The sequence below is a fragment of the Pedobacter sp. KH_004 genome (assembly GCF_057840755.1).
The window spans coordinates 2,287,695-2,306,887 of sequence record NZ_CM174519.1 but is presented as its reverse complement, the minus strand read 5'-3'; the positions used below and the strand labels follow the sequence as shown (position 1 = coordinate 2,306,887).

Here is a 19,193-nt window from a genome sequence, read left to right as displayed (position 1 = left end):
TTAAAAATTAGTATTTCTTAACAGAATCACGATTATCTAAATTGGTAGGCTTTTGAACCGAATCTTTCTTAACCGTATCCTCTGTATCTTTATAGTGATTTCCTTTCTCAGGCTTGTAGTTCGTGCAGGCTGTTAATATTGCTACTAAACACAAAGCTACTGTCGATTTTATTTTCGTTTTCATAGTCGTATAAGTTGTCTTTATAAAATCCTATTGGTTAAAATTTTGTTTTGTTTTTTTAAAATTATTGAATTTTTTGGCACTCAACCTTTAGCCGTTTTTTGCATGGGATGACATCATATCTGCTATCGAAAAAATGAATTAGCTAAAACATTCTCTAAAATAGGAGGGTTGTTTTTAAGTAGAATTGATGAAACACCTCAGCTAAAGAAGATCATTTTATGAAACAAGTCATACTCATTTTTACATTAATCACATCGGTACATTTCACTTTACTGGCGCAGGTACCTACAGGAACCAGGCAACGAAGCACGAATGATACTTTGATAAAGAAACCTGTGCCTAAAGCAGGTAAGTATAATCCCAAAGCGACGAAGTGGCCAAAACGCGACAGCTTAAAAGCAATAGATAAACGGCAGGACTCTTTGAAACGTAAAGTGGCCAAAAAAGATTCAACTAAAAAACGTCCTATTAAAAATTAATGCTGATGAGTGGAGGAAAACATCTTAAGCACCTTATCTTACTAAAATTCACGTCGTTCGTCTGGGCTATTATTTTGCTCTTGGGCGCCTGTAAACAAGATCCCAAAAAAATCTCAGCTAAAGTAGCACCAGCATGGTACAGAAACAGTATCATTTACAATCTGGATATAGATATTTTTAAAGATAGTGATGGGGATGGTATTGGAGATTTCAAAGGCCTCACACAAAAATTGCCTTACCTCGATTCTTTAGGAGTAGAAGTCATCTGGCTTTCGCCATTTCAGCCTACTCCGGATCATGATGATGGCTACGACGTTACAGATTATTATGGAATTGACCCGAGACTCGGAACCATGGCCGATTTCGAAGCTTTTATGGTTGCCGCCAAGCAACGCAATATCAAAATCGTGATGGATATGGTCTTGAATCATACCTCAATTGAACATCCCTGGTATATAAAAGCCCGCACCGATAGCACAGGTAATTTTCAATCCAGATATGTATGGTCTGCAACCAAGCCCAAAGACTTTGACAAGGGTATGGTGTTCGAAGGTTTTCAATCTCAAACCTGGACTTATGATGAGATTGCAAAAAAGTACTACTTCCATCGTTTTTATGATTTTCAACCAGATTTAAACTATCAAAATAAGCAGGTTCAACAAGAAGCAATTAAAATTCTTCGTTATTGGTCGGCAAAAGGCATAAAGGGTTTCAGGTTAGATGCCGTCCCCTTTATCATCGACGTACCTGAATCTGGTGCCGCAAAGCCAGCAAAAATGTTTGGTGTATTAGATTCGATTGTAACAGCTGCAAAATCTATAGACAAGGAAACTGTATTATTAGGTGAGGCGAATGTTTCGCCTAAAGAAAACATTGAATATTTCGGTGAGAAAGGCGACCGTTTACAAATGATGTTTCATTTTTATGCCAACCAACATTTGTTTTATGCAATGGCCGATGAAAATGTTTCGACGTTTAAAGATGCCTTACATGAAACCCGCATAAAGCCCGAGCCTTCACAATGGGCTTATTTTCTTCGTAATCATGATGAAATTGACTTGGGCAGATTAAGTAAAGCGGAACGGACCAAAGTATATGAAAAATTCGGGCCCGAACCCAATATGCAGCTTTATAACAGAGGCATCAGGCGACGACTGGCGCCGATGTTAGGCAAGCCAGAACAAATAAAAATGGCATATAGTGTATTGTACTCGCTTCCGGGGGCGCCAGTTATCCGCTCGGGAGAGGAGATAGGCATGGGCGATGATCTTACCCTTGCCGAGCGCCTTTCGGTTAGAACACCTATGCAATGGAACAGAGCGAAAAATTCAGGATTTAGCACCGCATCGAAAACAATAAGACCGGTAATTTCCTATGGAGATTATGCCTATCAAAAGGTAAATGTCGAAGATCAATCTAAAGACCCAAACTCGCTTTTAAACTTCATTAGAAAACTAATCACGTTAAGGCGTTCGCTACCCGAAATTGGCACTGCCGATTGGGAACTGTTGGAAGCAAAAAACAATTCGGTACTCGGCATAAAATATGTTACTCCGAAAAAAGAAATCATTGTTTTGCATAATTTTAGTAACAAGCCAACAACCGCTTCTTTTCCATTGCAAGGCAATGAAAAGGCATTGATTGGTAATTTAAAGGTGGTCAACAAAGACAAAATTCAACTCACTCCTTATGCTCAGCTGTGGTTGAAGACAGAACGATAGGGAATTGATATCTGGGTCAATTCTATTCATAGCCAAAGCTCATTTCGGGCTGTTAGTCGATTGCCTAAGATCGAAAGTGCAAAACGTGATCTTTCAATAAAAAGGTTGCATTTATCTGCTTTCGTTTATATTTGCAAAATCATTTAAAATTATAATTGTGATTAATGTAAATAACATTTCCGTTTCCTTTGGCGGAACAACTCTTTTTAGCGACGTTACTTTTTCCATCAACGAAAACGATAAAATTGCCCTGATGGGTAAAAATGGCGCAGGTAAATCGACCATTTTAAAAATCATTGCCGATGTTTCTAAACCTACCACTGGCAATGTGACTGGTCCGAAAGAAGCGGTAATCGCCTATTTACCTCAACATTTGCTTTCACAAGATAAGGTAACTGTTTTTGAAGAAACAATGAAAGCCTTTCAAGAGGTAAATCAGATGCAAAAAGAATTGGACGAGTTGAACGAGCAACTCACTATTCGCACCGATTATGAGAGCGATGATTACATGAAGCTTATTGAAAGGGTATCAGAATTAAGCGAAAAATTCTATTCCATTGAAGAGGTTAATTATGATGCAGAAGTAGAGAAAGTTTTAAAAGGATTGGGCTTTGAGCGTAAGGATTTTACGCGGCAAACTTCGGAATTTTCTGGAGGCTGGCGCATGCGGATCGAACTGGCGAAAATACTTTTGAAGAAGCCAGATTTGATTTTGCTTGATGAGCCTACCAACCACATGGATATAGAAAGTATTCAATGGTTGGAAGATTTTTTAATCAATTCGGCCAAAGCGGTAATGGTTATTTCGCACGATAGGGCCTTTGTAGATAACATTGCCAATCGCACCATCGAAGTAACCATGGGCAGGATTTATGATTATAAAGCTAAATATAGTCACTATCTCCAATTAAGGGCTGATAGAAGGATTCATCAGTTGAAAGCTTATGAAGAACAGCAGCGTTTTATTGCAGATAATCAGGAATTTATTGATCGGTTTAGAGGCACCTATTCGAAAACGCTCCAAGTACAGTCAAGGGTTAAAATGCTCGAAAAACTGGATGTTATTGAAATTGATGAGGTAGATACATCAGCTTTGCGATTGAAGTTTCCACCTTCACCGCGTTCGGGCCAATACCCTGTAATGGTAGAAGAGCTGACCAAGAAATATGGTGATCATGTGGTGTTTGAAAAAGCATCGATGGTGATTGAAAGAGGTGAAAAGGTAGCTTTTGTAGGAAAGAACGGCGAAGGTAAATCCACGATGATTAAAGCAATTATGGGCGAAATTGACTTTGAAGGTTCTTTAAAAGTTGGGCACAATGCCAAAATCGGTTACTTCGCTCAAAACCAGGCCGCTTTGCTTGATGAAAGCTTAACTGTTTTTGAAACCATTGACCAGATTCCGCTAACGGATGGAACCATTAAAATTAAAGATTTATTAGGCGCATTTATGTTTAGCGGAGATGATACCACTAAAAAAGTAAAAGTGCTTAGTGGTGGGGAGAAAACACGTTTAGCCATGATTAAGTTATTGCTCGAGCCTGTAAATGTGTTAATTCTGGATGAGCCTACCAATCATTTGGATATGAAAACAAAAGACATTATTAAAGATGCTTTGAAAGATTTTGATGGCACTTTAATCTTAGTTTCCCATGATCGTGATTTTTTAGACGGATTGGCGACAAAAGTTTTCGAATTCGGAAATAAGCGGGTAAGAGAGCATTTCGAAGATATCAAAGGATTTTTAGCCAACAAAAAGATGAGTAGCTTAAAAGAAATTGAGCAACGCTAAACATAAGTCGGATCCAATGGGTCAAATTTCTCAAACCTATTGGATCCTCTCTTTAAAACCCCACCATCGTATTTTCGCTGCTCAGATCCTTCCGCCTTATTTGTCGAGGTTAATAGAAAGCTGTTCTGTCGTTACGGCCCCATCTTTATAATATTCGTAAAACCAATTTCCTTTTTTCTTGAAAACAATGCCCGTTGTATTAATTGTATTGGCAATAAAAACATCTGTTAAAGAAGTTTTTAATAGGGTAAATATTTTTTTTGATGTGGCATCTAATAAATCGAAGCCAAGCGCATTGGCTTGAGGAATTAGCGTGGCCGCCGACGGTTTGTTTTCTTTGGCTGTAGCTGGCGAGGCTTCCTGTTTTACTGCCTTTACAGGTTCCGTTATTACCGCTGCTTTTACAGGTTCGGTTTGAGGTGCTGTGGCAATGGGTTTTGCCTCAGTTATTGGCGTTTTGCTAAAATCAGGGAGCGATGCAAAAGCTGCATTCAGCGCTTCATTGTAAGAAGCCTGGTAATCTTTTTCTCTGCTTTTTCCTTGCTTACTTTTTAATACTAAAGCGCCTTTACAATCTTTTAGTAAAAGGGTGAGGTTGGTAGAGAACATGCTGTTATTCTCTTCAATATCAACAGTTAAAGCCTTGCATTTATCGCTGGCAATTTCAGTTGGTAATTCTAAATTATCGTAATAAACGGTGAAACCTCGTTCTTCGAACAAGCTTTTCGTAAGTGCATTTAAATTGTATTGATTAACCTTTTTTAAGAAGCTAAACCTTTCAGGCACAATGATATATTTATAATTGTTCATGATGGTTTGTGCCTGCAAGGATAATGTGCTGGCTAAAAAAATGATTAGCAGAAATCTTTTCATGGGTTATAATACTTTAAGACTGTTCTCAATTTATGCAAAGCAAATTAGAAAATCAAATTTGAGGCATGAAGATTAATTATAACGGGTCATTTGTAAGCATTAATGTTCAACAATGGATTTTAAAAAACAATCAAATGACTACGAATTGTAATCGAAACCCAGCGAATTATAATTGGCGCTAGTTAAAACAGCAGATTATGGATATGTTTAATCCTTAAACTATTCAATCATTTTACATAATAGGATATGATAATCTTCGGAACAAGATCAAAAATTTTAACAGGTAGTGGAGCCAAGGCGAATTGCCACAATTGTGGATCTACGCAAACTGTGAGCTTAGTTTTTGCGGTTAAATATTTTCACATCTTTTGGATTCCCATGTTTCCATATAGCAAAGTTGGGGCGAGCCAGTGCAGCCATTGCAAACAGGTTTTATATAATAACGAAATGCCTGATGGATTGAAAACGGTTTACGAGCAAGAAAAGTCCCAAGCAAAAACACCATGGGTATACCGCACCGGCTTAATTTTAATTGGTTTGTTTATGGCATTCGTTATTGGCGTTGTTGTTTTTGGTGGGGCTAGCAAAGCTGATATTAAAACACCCATTGTTAATGATGTTTATCAAGTAAAAGACGGAAATAGAAACTATGCTTTGTATAAAGTAATTGCCGTAAACGGCGATACGGTTACTGTTGTAAAGCACAATGAAGTTGCACGTAAGCCAAGTCAGCTTGATCAATTAATGAAGAATGAAGCTGATAATTATTCAAAGAATGAAACCAAATTTACAAAGAGTGAATTAGAGCAGATGATTAGCGATCGAAAACTGATCGATGTTGAAAAAGCTGAAAAATAATTGTTGAAATCATTTTATAAATAAAAATCAAGAACGATGTCAAACGTTACATTCTTTTTAACCAATAAGGAGCGATTAAAATTCTTGCTTAAATGCATTGCTATTGGTATGCCGATATTATTGTTATCAGCCTGGGCTATAAATTCATTTGAGGATAACGAAGCAGAAAAAGGGGAAGCCAATGATAAAGGTGGTATGAATTATTATTACCGCGAAGGTTCGGGGGCCGATAAATATCCCGAACCGGTGGCCAAACTATTACAAATGTATCCAGGTAGCCAGGCTACTTATATTAATGTATCAACCGATAAGAACAATGAATTGGAAGGAGATATCTATTCTTTTACATCTGATGATATCAGTAAAGTTTATTCTTTTTATAAGCATGGTGCAAAAGTTATTGATGATACTCCAGAACGGATAGAACTGGAAAAAAACGGTCAAAATTTTGTGATTACCAAAGAAAAAGTTTTAGAAGACGACCCCATAAAAGGAGAAACAAAATTCGGTATTACTTTCTATAATCAGGCAACGGTAAATAAATATAAAACCAACTAATTGTAGGCAAGCAATATGACACGATTGATAGCTTTTTTGGTAATAATTTTTATTGCTGTTGGTTGCAATAATAAGCCTAAAACACAAGATGCCGAACAGTTAAGAGCGGATACGCTAACATCAATTGCGGCACCGGTTGATGAACCCAAGAAAATGGTAGATAAAACTACTACGGCTACGCCAGTAACGGATAACGAAACAGTTGAAGTTGAGCCAAACTATTGGGATGCTATAAATTTTGAAAAATATGCTGTAGAGGAAGACAAAAACTTTACAAAAGCACCCTTAAATTGGGCAGATTACCCAGAAGCGAAAGATTTTAAAACCAAAATTACCGAAGCGTACGAGCGAGATGAAGTTGATTTCGCAGGACATTATATTTTAGCAACTTTTGGTTGTGGTGCCAGTTGTATTATGGGTTTTATGATGGATGTTCGGGATGGGAAAATTTACGATTTGCCTTTGGGCGAAGAAAACTCATGCCTTTTTGCCGAAGATCGTGTAGTTTGCAAATCTACCAGCCAACTATTTATTGCTGGTATTTGTAAGGAGAAAATGGATGACGAGGCTGTTTATTACAAATCGTATTTATGGGATGAAGAAGGAAAGGAATTCATAACCATCGACGCAAAAGAATTTTTAAAGAAGCCCTGAGTAACTTTTACGGTTTTGTTTAAGGATCAATAAAACCTAAAAGCAGCGAACCCCAAATTAGATTTACTGAGTTAAGCGAATGGTTTCGAAGGAGTGCCACTGAAAAGCTTTAGAAATCGTTAAAAACAGAATGTTTAGTTTAAATAAATCATAAAATATGCACATCAAATTAAAAACAGCCCTCATCCTAAGTTTCGTTCTCGTTTCTAATATTTCGTTTGCCCAAACGAAAAAGCTGGTTAAGTGTTTTAAGCTTGGTACGGTAAGTTATGAGTTGTTTGAAAGTAAAGGGGCAGCGAAGCGTGAAAGAGATACTACATTTTACCAACTTCTTCGGGTGGGAAAATTGAAGCCAATAGCTAAAGAGTTTAAATCGATATATGATAAAAACAGTGGTGATACCATCGCGTCAGCAAGCTTTAAAATCAATCCAAATTCTATTGTTTTTTATCAATCGGCATCAAATGCATTTTATCATAGAATTTATACCCAGCAAAAAAGTGGGTCAATAACCTTTAAAAATAATTTTATAAAAACCATTAGGGAAGAGCGATTCCTGCCAGCCGCCTTATCCGCATCTGATTCCGGCCGTATTCGTGTTGCTTCTAATGAGTCGGGCAATGTTGATTTTCCTGCAGAATTTCCTGGGGGGATAAACGCCATACGGGCTTATATTGCTAACAATTTGCAGTATCCTGACGATGCAAGAGAAGAGGAAATTGAGGGAAAGGTATTTGCCTCATTTGTTGTGACTAAAGATGGCGTAGTTACCAATATTCAAATCGATAGGAAATTAGGTCATGGATGTGATGAAGAAGTGATTAGGGTATTGAAGAGAATGCCAAAATGGATACCTGCCAAGTTAGATGGCAAAGCGGTAAATTACCGCTTTAGTATCCCGGTAACATTTGCTTTGCAGTAACATCAACCCGAATACTATGGTTAAGAAGATTCTTAAAGTTGTACTTATTCTCGTCGCGATTGTGATAGCAATTTGTTTGTTATTGTTCGGGATAATCTGGGCTTCGATGGAATGGAATAGATATACCAAAACAAAGGAAAAAAATCGTTATCAAAAAGAGGTTTGCGATACCATTACGACTGTAAATGAAACGGTTCAGTTGAAGATATTTGGCTTTAAGGAAAAGGAATTAAAAAAGGTTCATTTTTATTTGCAGCAGGGAAAGTTATTACAAAAAGATACCATAATGAAGGTAGATTTTAATCCGAAATATGCTGCACAAGATGTATTGCTTCCTTTTAAATATTTTAACAAAAAAGATCGGGTGATCGTAAATGTAGGTGATCGATATTTTGTCTTATCTGGCATTAGGCACTATGCATCCTTCAATTACGGAATGTTTGGTCCGGTTGGCAGCTGCGATTGTGAGATGGGGAATTTCGAAATCATCAATGGCAAAAAGGATAATTCTGCTATGCTGACAAAGGAACAAGGTTTCCTGAATGATCCGCTTCTAACAAAATAATTAAAGAAAAGGTTGAAAAAGGTGTGGATGAACAATAAATTGAAAGTAGGCATTTGTTTTTTAATAGCTACCTGGTTATTTACGGGCATAAAATGTGGTGATGAGTTTTATGAATACAGCTTGTTTTTAAAGTATCGGCCAACTTTTCAATATTATTTCGAATCGCCTTTGGGTATGCAAGATATGCCTGAAAACTACCCTAAAGAATTAGCAGTAAAAGAAGCCATCTACGATGAATTTATAAATGAAAAACATTGGAGCGACAATAAATTTCTAGAGATAAGTACTTGTGGGATCTTAATATTAGGCTCATTATATTTTTTAACCTCAGGACTGATTAAACAATTTAGGACATGATAAATAAAGCAATAACGATAACCGGAGTTTTGGCTTTGGCTTTGTGTTCAATTTGCGCTTGCCGAAACGAAAAAAAACAGCAAACTATCGATACCGTTTCGGTCGTTAAAACTAAGGTTGACACGGTAAGCGTAAATACTAAACCTGATACTAAGCTAGAATATCCGGAACCCGATTTTCCTACAAGCGGGAATAAAATCGAAGAGTTAATTCCGCAATATTTCGATATCGATATGGAAGCAAGTGGCGATTTAAATCATGATGGATTGGAAGATAAGGTTCTTGTCTTAATCAATACGAGAGATACCACCGCTCTCCGCCCAACTTTGGTGGTGTTAAAAGTAGGTGACGCTTACAGTGTTGATGCGAAATCTTTTGCGGTGATGGAGCCAAAGTATCGGGAAGATGGTTATCAGAATTACGATTTTGAAGACGTAACCATTGATAAAAACGGAAATCTTCTTTTCTCTCAACAAGCCACTGGACCTAACGGAACTTTAAATAGCACGTTTAAATATGTCAATAACGAGCTGGTTTTAACTGAGGTTAGTAGTTTTGCCATGGGTGCTGGTGGGCAAACAGCACTCAAATTAGATTTGCTTAAGGGTATTTTTGAACAAACGGATATCAATACCATGAAAGAGGATATGCCCAGCAAAACAACCACACAAAAATATAAGCTTGGTAAAGTTTTGTTTGCTGACAGCGATCCAAGGGAAATTATAATAAAAGCTTTTCAGGATAATGGCAAGTAGTTTTTTAATGCATAGCTTAATAATTGGTCAGATTATTCTTGAGAAATTTAGAATTTATGATCTATCAATGATTCGATCAGTTTTAAAAAGATGAAGCAAATGAATACAGAACAACTTGCTTTTTTAGCGCATTTTATGAGGAAGAACCAATTTGTTAAAAAGCTCATATTAAGTTGCTGCTTGGCAATTTGTATAATTATTCCATTGGTATTTTTTATTTATAGCGTTAACGAAACCAATGGTTTCGGAAAAGATTTATTGGGCGCTGAAAGATATAACGACCGCATGAAAGATAGCTACCTATATGCTGCAGTAATGTTCATTGCTCTTTTGGTTGTGATTTTTCCATTTGCACTTTTGCTCCATCAGTTTTTTAATCGATATCATATAATTTTAAACTCACTTGAGGCTAAAGATGTAGATAGGCTTAAAGCACTTACGGCTAAGGTTGGTATGATGGAAAAATATAATCCCTCTTGTATTTTCAAAAAAAATACAGTTACTTTTTTCACGCTCTTTAAAGCACACACAGTTTCTTTTTTTGATATCAACCGCATAAATATCACCCGAGCAAGTTATAAAGGAATTAGTTATGTAATTGCCATTGAAACCGTATCTGGAACGCTCAATTACAGGTTTGGCGATTTAATGTTAACCAGAAGTTTGATTGATGAGGCTTGTTTGGCAAATCCAAGAATAGCCACCAATTCCTACAACAGTTGGAATTTTTAGCGGCGTAACCGTGCTTATGGTATAAATAAACGATCATTCAAACCCAGCGACTTGCAAATTCATTTATAGCGTTTAATTTAACAAAAGTACTTTCAGTATCAATAAAAGATATTGTAAAATCAGTCGTTGCAAATTCAAATATCACAGAGAAAGAACCATACACAATGAAAAATTATCTATTGATTTTAATCTTTTTAACTGCAACACCAGCGTTCGCACAAATCGAAAATAGTATGAAAAAAAATACTTCTGGCATGTACGGACAAGGGAGTCAAGGCGGCATTTACGTTTACGATGATGGTACTTTTGCGCTATTCGGTTATGCCACCCTCGTTTTGGGAAAATATACGCTAACTGATAACCATATCAACTTCATCCCCGATATTCCAAAACAAGCATTCACCGTTTTGGGTAGAAAAAATCCGAATATTAAAGGAGGTGTAAAGTTTACTTTTACCCGAGCGTTTCTAGATGATGGCCCAACTTACCTCAAACTCGATAATGATAGTTTGATGAATACTTTTGAGGAAAATTACGATGGTGGAGCTTCAGATTATGTAAGCAACTTACCTTACCATCCGGAGACGATAAGCTTAGTACACAACACGGTAAACCACTTGTACAGATACAACACCAATAGCTTCAAGCTGGATAGTGCTTACAACGATTTTCTGCTTTTTTACCACCGAACGATTAGCGAGCAAAGGCCTTTTTCGGCAACCATTAAAACCGAAAAGGGTAAAACTGTACTTGAATCTCATTGGGGTGAATTTAGAAAATATGAATCGGGTAAGGATACAGAGTTCGAAACGTTTTTAAATAACTATAAAAAGCAAGCCCTTAAAGATAAGGATGTTAAGGTGTTTTACTTTAACGATCAGCTAAAAACAGCTAAAGGTTTCAATCACCTCTCAGAAGAATTTTCCATCTTCGATATTAATAATTATGTTTTAGATGAGGCTTCGAATAAATTTATCCGTAAGGATATTTATAAAAAAGGAACGGATTACAGCAAAGCTTTGGTCAGCGATTATCATGACGAAAGTTACATCTTGAAATATGACAATATCGATGTAGATGAACAAACATTAACCGATTTTGGTGAAGTAAAAGTAGGTACGCAAGCACTTTTTAAAATTGCTGATCAAAACAAACAAACAGATGGAAATGGATTGGATGAAAACTTTTCGACGCCTAAACTGATGCAAACTACGGAAGTTCAAGGACAGCAACCCACAATAGTAGCGCCTACAAAAGTTGAAAAGCCAAAGTTGAAAAAGAAAAAGCCATCGAATAAATAGACAAGAAGCCATGAAACTTGAGAATAATACTATTTCAACCTCATCCAAATCATAAAATAGAATGGCGAATTGGCATTTTGACTTGTTATGAATAGCTTGGTGATTTATGGCTGATCAATTTCGTTAGGGAAAGGTTAATAATTAATTTGGGAAATAAATGAATAGGTGCTTAACAGCTTCACACTCATCAAACTGATAAAGCAATGGAGTTAAGAAAAGAAATTGAACCTGATTTTGATACTGCAGAGAAATGTTATGCCGAAGTTTTAAAACTCATTTTGGAATATACTGAATATTGCGAGAAGCATGGAGATAAAGACCATGCTGAATATCTAAAACTTGAAAATACACTTCATGAAATAACAGGAAAAGATATCTCCAAATTTAACCTTTGGGAGTGGTGGGAAGAGGAGGGCGCCGAAGTATTGGCTTTTAAAATTTCACTTCCTGATCCAAAAATCATCGATCAACTCACAAAAGAAGAGTTAACAGAAATTGTAAACCGAAAGAAAATTTTTGTTATTAAAGATGAAGATGATGAAAGCTTGAAAGCACAGTTTCATTATCATATCGAATACTATTTTACTGATTTTTTAGCGTTGAATTTTAAGACGTATACCCACAAACTTTTTCAAAGACAGCAAGATCGCAAAGGTGAGTACTTCGAACACAGTCAAGATGAAGTTGTTGAAAAATTGTGGAATAATGGGAATTACAAATAGATGTTTGCTGATGATCAGCCTTCTTGTAAACAAATTAACAAGCCTAACACAGCATGAAAGCTAAAGAAATAGGATTAAATATTGGCTGTCTTTTAATAATGGGTATTGGCTTGGTGTTGTTTCTAGGTTTGGCTTTTAGTCTAATTCTTGTTCCTATATTACCTCCAGTGATGGGTATTTTAATATGGTACGTTACCAAAACGCAGCGCAAATTAGTACGAACGGAAACAACGCCCATTTATCAGATTGCCGAAGGTTGGGTTAAAATACAAGGCAACGTGAGCGCACTTAAAACTTTCGTAACCCCATATTTTAAACAAGAGTGTATTGCCTATACTTATGAAGAAGGAAATATAACTTACGACAGTGAAAGTGGCTCGGAGCATGTTAGCAAAACTTCGTCAAGAAAAGAATTTCAGGATTTCCATTTAAGCAACGGGACGGGTAAAATCAAAATCATAATAAAGGACTTAAATTTAACGCTTTTAGAAGCTAAATCGGATACAAAACATAGCATCAAATATGCTGTTGATGATATTCGCTATACAGAGAGAACCCTAAAAAACGGCGATTTAATTAGTGTTTTAGGTTATGCTGTAAAGAACAGTAACTATGCTTACGAACTTACAGCGCAAGCCAATCAACCCTTAGTTATTGCCACGCCCGATTTTGAAGATAAAACCATCAAATCCTTCAGGGTTTTTAAATATTTGATGCCTTATTTGGTTCTGATGTACCTGTCTGTAAATTATTTTTTGTTTTTAGCAGCCGGGAGACCTCGTGAAGAACAAAATACAGCATTTGCAATTTCGAGCTTTTTTGGGGTACCCATTTTAGGCGTTTTGTTTGGCGTTATTGGCGCCAAACTTTCAGGTTTTGGCAAAGATTTTTTCTTTTGCCTTGGTGGCATTTGCTTCTTTGTTGCATTATTAAGCTTCCCCTTGCTTTGCCTTTTATACATGGTCGAAACTAACCAATCTACCATCATTCGAGTTTGGGCAAGTATTTTTATCTGTACTACCTTAACGATGGTACTAAATTACAGAAAGTTAGAAGGTGCTTTCGATAAACATTAATCAATCTAGTTGCCTTTCATTTTTTGCTAGTTAGCCTTAGCAGTTTTAATCAGAATTAGTTTCAATCTGCGTTGATTCCATAATTTATCAAGACAAAATTTACAATTACGGGTTCCTCACATGGCTCCGGCTAGACAAGCATCTCAAAAAAACCTTTCTCAAAAGCTGCCGAAACCAATTATATTCTTCCTTCCAAAATCGCAAAAAGTGGTTCTTCATCTACGAATTATAATTCATCCCCAGCGAATTATAATTGGTTCACTTAATGTTATTCGCTAGCGCTATAATTGCAGATCAAACAATTAAACAGAAAAATTTCATCTAAGAAAAAATTCAAGGGTTTTTCGGATTGCTTATTATCAATCAAAATATAACTAAATGAAAATATATATCAGCATTTTACTGCTATTGGCAATGGTGGGCAAAGTTAGCGCACAAGATACCGTAAAACTTGCCGAAAAGGATTTCTATAAAATGTCTACCACTGCTTTTGGTAACGCAATTGTGTATAGTCAAAACAATGTACAACTTAAAAAAGCAGGTAACTACAAGGTGAGCACTATCGATGGCGATTTTAGCTTTACGCTGAATAAAAACTTTTATGTTGATGGGCCCTCGTTGAGAGTTTATAAAAATAGCAACTCTTATAAAGAAACTTATAAAAATGGCATCTTAACTTCATCTATAGCGATTAATTCTTATCGTACAGAAAGCAAAAAGGTTGATGTAAAAAAGGAGAAAAACGATTACCTGATTACCATAACCCAAACTTTTAGACGAGAGAAACGAAACGATAGTACCATTATGGTATACCTAAATGAAAAGCCTTTGCTTAAAGAAAAATTTAGTGATGGAACATTGATTTTAAGGAATGATCGTAAAAGGAAACGGTAAACATTTATGATAAATATGGCAACCTGGAAGAAAAGCATTTCGGCGATGTTGAAGAAAAATACCTAAGCAATGGCGAGGTTTATTTCAAGAAAATACTTCTTAAAAATAGAACAGAAGAATATCGGTCTGGTAAATTGAGCCGAACTTTTGATTTTATTAATAAGCCAAATAGTAATGATTTAGATAAAATAATTGTGACCGATTATGACAAAGCTGGGAACAAAATAAAAGTTGAAGAAAGAATGCCTTGGGATGAAGTGGCACCTGACTATATGATTTTTAATTTAAACAAAAATGAATTAGAAGGCTACAAGGCGATTGTTAATGAGGGAACTGTTAAGACTAAAGCTCAAAGATAAAGTTCAAAACCCATCAAGTTTTTAATTCAAAAAAGTACCGTATTGATTATTGAAATGAGATAGCCTCAGTTCGGAAATTGATAATAGAATGTCGTGATGTTTATTGATAAACGATGAAGCAAGCAAATAAACGATGAAGCAAGCAAATAAATGGAAATGGTTTTGGCGTATTAACTATGCCATCAGTTTTTATATATTTTTAAGTTTGGTTTGCACTGGTTTACAGTTGGGAGGTTTAGATACTAACTGGTTAAATGCCATTTATAAAATTTTAAATCCAATTTGGATGCACTATTTTGGGCTTTACATTTTAACTTTCCAGCTGATTTTTTCAGTCTTGCTTACCATTATCTTTAAAAGAGAACGAACCGATTTCTTCAACTATTTGTACATGAGTTTATTAGTCTTTACCGGGATATCACTCATTGGATTGAACATGATTCTTGGCGGTGTAGTAGGTCGATAAATGTTCAGTTTAGCGGATTTTTAGTAAAAGGCTCAAAAGAAATACAGTTTTAAAGATTAAAATTAAAAAATGAACAGACTAATTTTAATGTGTTTTTTATTTCTTGCATCATCAGCTTCATATGCACAAGAAAAATTAGTCAAGGATCTAGATTTTGATGGCATTCAGGATAACGTTTATTTTGACACGGAGAAAAAGGTAATTATAGCCAAACTTTCGTCCACGAAATTTAAAGCTATTTCAAGCAAGCCGATAAATATTGAATATTCATCAGAATACGGCATTCGCAACAATAGAAATGGCTTCGAGTTTTTTATCAATTATAGCCGCTACGGTAGTGTAAGTCAGTTTAAATTCGAAAAGAAGACAAATACAATTAGACTTATCGGTATGCAGCATCGCGAAAGCGGTTTAACAGAATACGATGCCAACGGAGAGGCAAGTGTAAATTTGCTTCTTGGAAATTACATTGGTAACTGGGCATATAATGATGTAAAAAAAGAAAACTATCTGATCGAGATTCCAACATTTAAGACAAAAATGCCTTTTAAGAAAATATATTTAACCGATTTCAGCGAGCGTATTTATGATAGCTTTTTGAGCAAATCTTCGGCCCTCTTTGTTAAGCATAAGGAAATTGCGATCAGTAAACAAAATTAGTTGTTATGAAAAAATACCTCATCATATTCGCGATTCTAATTTCTTATAATTCAGCTTTTTCACAGCAGAAATTGGTTAAAGACATCGATTTTGATGGCATTAGGGATACTGTTTATGTGGATTTGAAAACTTCAAAAATCGTTTGTCGATTATCCACTTTGAAATTCAAGAAAATTTCAAGTAAAGGCAGCGAGACATCCACAGAAAATTCTATTATTGAACCTACAAAAAATGGTTTTGAGTACCGGGTCGATTGGATTCGTGCCGGTTATGCCAATCAATTTAGATACAATAAAAGCCTAAAAAGGGTACAATTGATTGGCATGAGCCGATACGCATTGGGTAATGCTGCTAATGATGGGAGCGGCGAAAGCAGTGTAAACCTGCTTACTGGAGATTACATTGGTGAGTGGAATTATTTTGACCCTTTAGCTAATAATGAACGTGGAGCGTTAGTTAAATTACCAGCCATTAAAACGAAAATGAGTTACAATAAAATTTTTCTGGAAGATTTTAGTGATGCCACATATTATAGTTATGCAGATAAGTGTAGCGAATTATTTGAGTTTGCCAGAAAAAAAACAAAGCAGCTTAGAAACAATGGGAAATCCTAAACTTTACCTCATACTATCAATAGCCGCGGTAATTTTATCATGCCTTACTTTACGGAGCTTTCAGCTTTCAGTTTAACCTTATCCATTCTTATTTTGGTGCTAAGTACCAAAGAGTTAAAAATGCCGGTGGAGCGTTTTACGCCACAAGACTTTCAAAATCTAAAAACGGCTAAACGGTTATCTATTATTGGAATAGTGATTTCGTCGCTAATCATTATCTATCTATTAATCATATTAGTTGTAATTAAAATGGGCTTTTTTAGTTGGTGAGAATGCGTGTTTTTTAATTTGATCAGTTGTTTTTAAACGAATTATAATTTATCTCCAGCGAATATCAATCGGAACGATTTATATGTTACTTTTTACTCATATTTAGGGATGAAGGTTCTAATTTTTACCGTATTCATGATTTTAAGTAAATTGGTTTTCGCTCAAAATACCATCACAGTTAGTGGTGTTTTTAAAGAAAATTATCGGGCAGTTAGGCTTAGCAATGAAGTAAATAGGTTACTCTTTATCAAAACTAAAGGCCATTTAAAACTTCCAGAATATGGTAACGGTTATTTTCTTAATCTCACCAAAGAAGATGCGGCTAGAGTCGGTTTCGATGATATTTTGGTCATTCCTTTAAGATCAGAAATTTATCAAAGCGATAAAAATTTGGTGAAGCTAGATTTGGTGCAGTTAAGTGAAAATGAACCCTCGGTTTTTTATACCAAACAAAGTAAGGCTGATAGCGAAGCAACTTACGGGACTAAAATATTTGAAAATCCTTCGCTAAAAGATACTGTGGATTGGAATAAGATTACCCGATCTGATTTGCTATATACCAAACAATGGATTGATAATTTAGATAATGAGAAGCAGGTAACGCTAAAAAGTTATATCCTTTACGATACCGATAAGGGCAGCGGTTCATCGGTACAATTCTCGAAAATAATGATGAAAGAATTAGCGGAAGAACGCCTGCATCGTGTTAATAATTTATTTAATGGAGATAGCAGAGAATGGACTAAAAAACAATGGCAAGTCTGGTTTCAGAAAACCATTAACTATCAGGAACCAGCGCTTAAAGACTGCAACCCGAACCAACATAGTATCAGCCAAATTTATAAATATGATGATGGCAATACCATGATATTTGGTACAGATTATAGTAGTGGTAAAATTATTGGGGCACAAATGTTATCATATAACGTAGATCAATATCAAGGTAGACAAATGGTGGCGATTGATAGTTCAAAGTATGCTAAATATGACTATTACACAGGGCTACAGAAGCAGGTTTTTAACATCAGAGCCTTTGAAAGCGTAGATAAAAACTTATACTTTTTTGACTATTACGGGAATTGGAGCCTTTTTGAGTTCGATACCGCTGAAAATCAATATAAATTTAAAGCGAAAAAAGAAATCTCCATTCCAGAAAGTGCTGGCAGAAGAGCCGATAGTTACGTCGAAAAGCTACAAACTAGTGAGAAGTTAACTTATACCATCACAAAAAATGACAAAACAAAGGAATTTTATGCCCTCGTTTTAAAAACACAAACCGGAGAAAACTTGATAACGAAGTCTTTGAAAGATATATTATTTAGTACGGCAATTGACTACCGGAAAAATTTTGAGCTAGTTGATCTGAAATATGGGTTAAAAAGTAGTAAAGACTTTGTTTTCGGTATTAAGCAGGGCGATGATTATTATCTGGTAAAAACCGATGAAAAACTGGAAAATGTAAAGTGCATTAAAACGATGAAAGCCTTGCGCCATTCTACTTTGTTTGTTCATGATAAAACCATTGATGTATTGAAATTAGATAACAATCATCTGTCGAAGATATCCTTTGATAAAGCTTTAATAAAGCAATTAAGCGAGCAACACAAGTTGATAGAAAATTGGTATTATGATGAAGATGGCTTAGTGGTTTATGATGGTTCGAACTATAAATTGTTTGCGCCATTTCAGCTCGAACAACATTCTGGTATCCAATTACTAACCTTAAGCAGTGATTTGGAAATTACAAATAAGCAGTGTGTTTATCAATTTCTTCCGCTAGAAGAGCCTGAATATACCAACATGATCCACTTGCAGTATGCAGCAAAGTTAAATAATGATTGGTGGTTACTGTTTCGGCAGGAGAGTAGTTTGAATTATATAAAGGTCTATTGAGATTGTTTTAATGCAAATAAAATGAAATTAAGGATGTTAAATTGGAAATTATATGTATTGATTGTTGCGGCAGTCGTAATTATTTCGTGTAATGAAAGAAAGAAATCAGAGCAAAAGCCTGTTATAGATACTATAGAAAATAGGCCGAGAGTAAAGGAGAAGGGAGCTGTAAATTCGAAGAAAGATTTTAGCCGCATCAAAAAACAATCTTTTGCGATTAGTTGTGGCTCTGGTTGTGCAATGACTTATAATGTAAAAGATATCAATCAACTTAATACAACATCAATTAGGGTGGTATTTGAAGTTGATACCTATATTGATGAGGAGCAGACTGAAAATTTAGTAGAGACCTACATTTTCGACTATAACAGTGAACATAGCATAGAAAAAATTACCCGTGAGGGTGAAAATGAGAATGTTTTGGATAACCTAATTGGTGGTGCACAACAGACTTTCAAAGAGTTTGCGGCAGAACTAATTAAATAAAA

General features: G+C 35.6%; 24 protein-coding genes. 22 read left to right on the top strand and 2 right to left on the bottom strand.

The features are described from left to right. Positions 1-7: 7 nt before the first annotated feature. Positions 8-184 (bottom strand): hypothetical protein, encoded by a 177-nt coding sequence (locus tag AC3ITD_RS09920; RefSeq protein ID WP_463485933.1) that lies wholly within the window; start codon positions 182-184, stop codon positions 8-10. 218 nt (positions 185-402) lie between these two features. On the opposite strand from AC3ITD_RS09920, the gene AC3ITD_RS09915 reads away from it, so the two are divergent. From AC3ITD_RS09915 to AC3ITD_RS09905, 3 genes are all read left to right on the top strand, one after another. After that, entirely contained in the window at positions 403-663 is a 261-nt protein-coding gene (locus tag AC3ITD_RS09915) for a hypothetical protein (RefSeq protein WP_265800628.1), read from the top strand. A 5-nt stretch (positions 664-668) separates the two neighbouring features. Next, entirely contained in the window at positions 669-2,384 is a 1,716-nt protein-coding gene (locus AC3ITD_RS09910) for an alpha-amylase family protein (RefSeq protein WP_489366102.1), read from the top strand. A 157-nt stretch (positions 2,385-2,541) separates the two neighbouring features. Continuing rightward, complete coding sequence (locus tag AC3ITD_RS09905) at positions 2,542-4,176, top strand: ABC-F family ATP-binding cassette domain-containing protein (RefSeq protein ID WP_489366100.1); 1,635 nt, start codon at positions 2,542-2,544, stop codon at positions 4,174-4,176. Positions 4,177-4,272: 96 nt separating this feature from the next. On the opposite strand, the gene AC3ITD_RS09900 is transcribed toward AC3ITD_RS09905, so the two are convergent. Next, positions 4,273-5,049 carry a hypothetical protein gene (locus tag AC3ITD_RS09900; protein ID WP_489366098.1) on the bottom strand — a complete coding sequence of 259 codons (777 nt, stop codon included), beginning with the start codon at positions 5,047-5,049 and terminating at the stop codon, positions 4,273-4,275. 246 nt (positions 5,050-5,295) lie between these two features. On the opposite strand from AC3ITD_RS09900, the gene AC3ITD_RS09895 reads away from it, so the two are divergent. The 19 genes from AC3ITD_RS09895 to AC3ITD_RS09805 all read left to right on the top strand — a co-directional run bounded on the left by AC3ITD_RS09895 (position 5,296) and on the right by AC3ITD_RS09805 (position 19,191). Beyond that, entirely contained in the window at positions 5,296-5,907 is a 612-nt protein-coding gene (locus AC3ITD_RS09895) for a zinc-ribbon domain-containing protein (RefSeq protein ID WP_265800622.1), read from the top strand. Positions 5,908-5,943: 36 nt separating this feature from the next. Continuing rightward, positions 5,944-6,465, top strand: coding sequence for a hypothetical protein (locus tag AC3ITD_RS09890; RefSeq protein ID WP_489366095.1), 522 nt, complete (start codon positions 5,944-5,946; stop codon positions 6,463-6,465). A 15-nt stretch (positions 6,466-6,480) separates the two neighbouring features. After that, positions 6,481-7,119: a hypothetical protein gene (locus AC3ITD_RS09885; RefSeq protein ID WP_489366093.1), complete on the top strand. Its 639-nt coding sequence runs from the start codon at positions 6,481-6,483 to the stop codon at positions 7,117-7,119. Between the two features lie 157 nt (positions 7,120-7,276). Then, on the top strand, positions 7,277-8,041 hold the full coding sequence (locus AC3ITD_RS09880; protein WP_489366091.1) for an energy transducer TonB: 765 nt from the start codon (positions 7,277-7,279) through the stop codon (positions 8,039-8,041). Positions 8,042-8,057: 16 nt separating this feature from the next. Continuing rightward, positions 8,058-8,606: a hypothetical protein gene (locus AC3ITD_RS09875; RefSeq protein WP_265800617.1), complete on the top strand. Its 549-nt coding sequence runs from the start codon at positions 8,058-8,060 to the stop codon at positions 8,604-8,606. Positions 8,607-8,633: 27 nt separating this feature from the next. Further along, positions 8,634-8,963, top strand: a complete 330-nt coding sequence (locus AC3ITD_RS09870; RefSeq protein WP_265800615.1) for a hypothetical protein — start codon at positions 8,634-8,636, stop codon at positions 8,961-8,963. Beyond that, positions 8,960-9,718: a hypothetical protein gene (locus AC3ITD_RS09865; RefSeq protein ID WP_489366088.1), complete on the top strand. Its 759-nt coding sequence runs from the start codon at positions 8,960-8,962 to the stop codon at positions 9,716-9,718. The genes AC3ITD_RS09870 and AC3ITD_RS09865 overlap by 4 nt, the downstream gene beginning before the upstream one ends. 99 nt (positions 9,719-9,817) lie before the next feature. Continuing rightward, on the top strand, positions 9,818-10,450 hold the full coding sequence (locus AC3ITD_RS09860; protein WP_489366086.1) for a hypothetical protein: 633 nt from the start codon (positions 9,818-9,820) through the stop codon (positions 10,448-10,450). Positions 10,451-10,683: 233 nt separating this feature from the next. Beyond that, the gene (locus AC3ITD_RS09855; protein WP_489366085.1) at positions 10,684-11,751 is read left to right on the top strand and encodes a hypothetical protein; all 1,068 of its coding nucleotides are present in this window, start codon (positions 10,684-10,686) and stop codon (positions 11,749-11,751) included. 203 nt (positions 11,752-11,954) lie between these two features. Continuing rightward, positions 11,955-12,473: a hypothetical protein gene (locus AC3ITD_RS09850; protein WP_489366083.1), complete on the top strand. Its 519-nt coding sequence runs from the start codon at positions 11,955-11,957 to the stop codon at positions 12,471-12,473. Between the two features lie 53 nt (positions 12,474-12,526). Then, a complete protein-coding gene (locus AC3ITD_RS09845; protein WP_489366081.1) occupies positions 12,527-13,549 on the top strand; it encodes a hypothetical protein in 1,023 nt (340 codons plus the stop codon). Positions 13,550-13,927: 378 nt separating this feature from the next. Then, positions 13,928-14,443 carry a hypothetical protein gene (locus AC3ITD_RS09840; protein ID WP_489366079.1) on the top strand — a complete coding sequence of 172 codons (516 nt, stop codon included), beginning with the start codon at positions 13,928-13,930 and terminating at the stop codon, positions 14,441-14,443. 134 nt (positions 14,444-14,577) lie between these two features. Continuing rightward, complete coding sequence (locus tag AC3ITD_RS09835) at positions 14,578-14,802, top strand: hypothetical protein (RefSeq protein WP_489366077.1); 225 nt, start codon at positions 14,578-14,580, stop codon at positions 14,800-14,802. A 133-nt stretch (positions 14,803-14,935) separates the two neighbouring features. Beyond that, the gene (locus tag AC3ITD_RS09830; RefSeq protein ID WP_489366075.1) at positions 14,936-15,268 is read left to right on the top strand and encodes a hypothetical protein; all 333 of its coding nucleotides are present in this window, start codon (positions 14,936-14,938) and stop codon (positions 15,266-15,268) included. 69 nt (positions 15,269-15,337) lie between these two features. Then, complete coding sequence (locus tag AC3ITD_RS09825; protein ID WP_265800605.1) at positions 15,338-15,928, top strand: hypothetical protein; 591 nt, start codon at positions 15,338-15,340, stop codon at positions 15,926-15,928. A 5-nt stretch (positions 15,929-15,933) separates the two neighbouring features. Next, on the top strand, positions 15,934-16,542 hold the full coding sequence (locus AC3ITD_RS09820) for a hypothetical protein (protein ID WP_489366073.1): 609 nt from the start codon (positions 15,934-15,936) through the stop codon (positions 16,540-16,542). Between the two features lie 39 nt (positions 16,543-16,581). Further along, a complete protein-coding gene (locus tag AC3ITD_RS09815; RefSeq protein WP_489366071.1) occupies positions 16,582-16,812 on the top strand; it encodes a hypothetical protein in 231 nt (76 codons plus the stop codon). Positions 16,813-16,920: 108 nt separating this feature from the next. After that, positions 16,921-18,705: a hypothetical protein gene (locus tag AC3ITD_RS09810; RefSeq protein ID WP_489366069.1), complete on the top strand. Its 1,785-nt coding sequence runs from the start codon at positions 16,921-16,923 to the stop codon at positions 18,703-18,705. Positions 18,706-18,726: 21 nt separating this feature from the next. After that, positions 18,727-19,191 carry a hypothetical protein gene (locus AC3ITD_RS09805; protein ID WP_265800601.1) on the top strand — a complete coding sequence of 155 codons (465 nt, stop codon included), beginning with the start codon at positions 18,727-18,729 and terminating at the stop codon, positions 19,189-19,191. Positions 19,192-19,193: the final 2 nt, after the last annotated feature.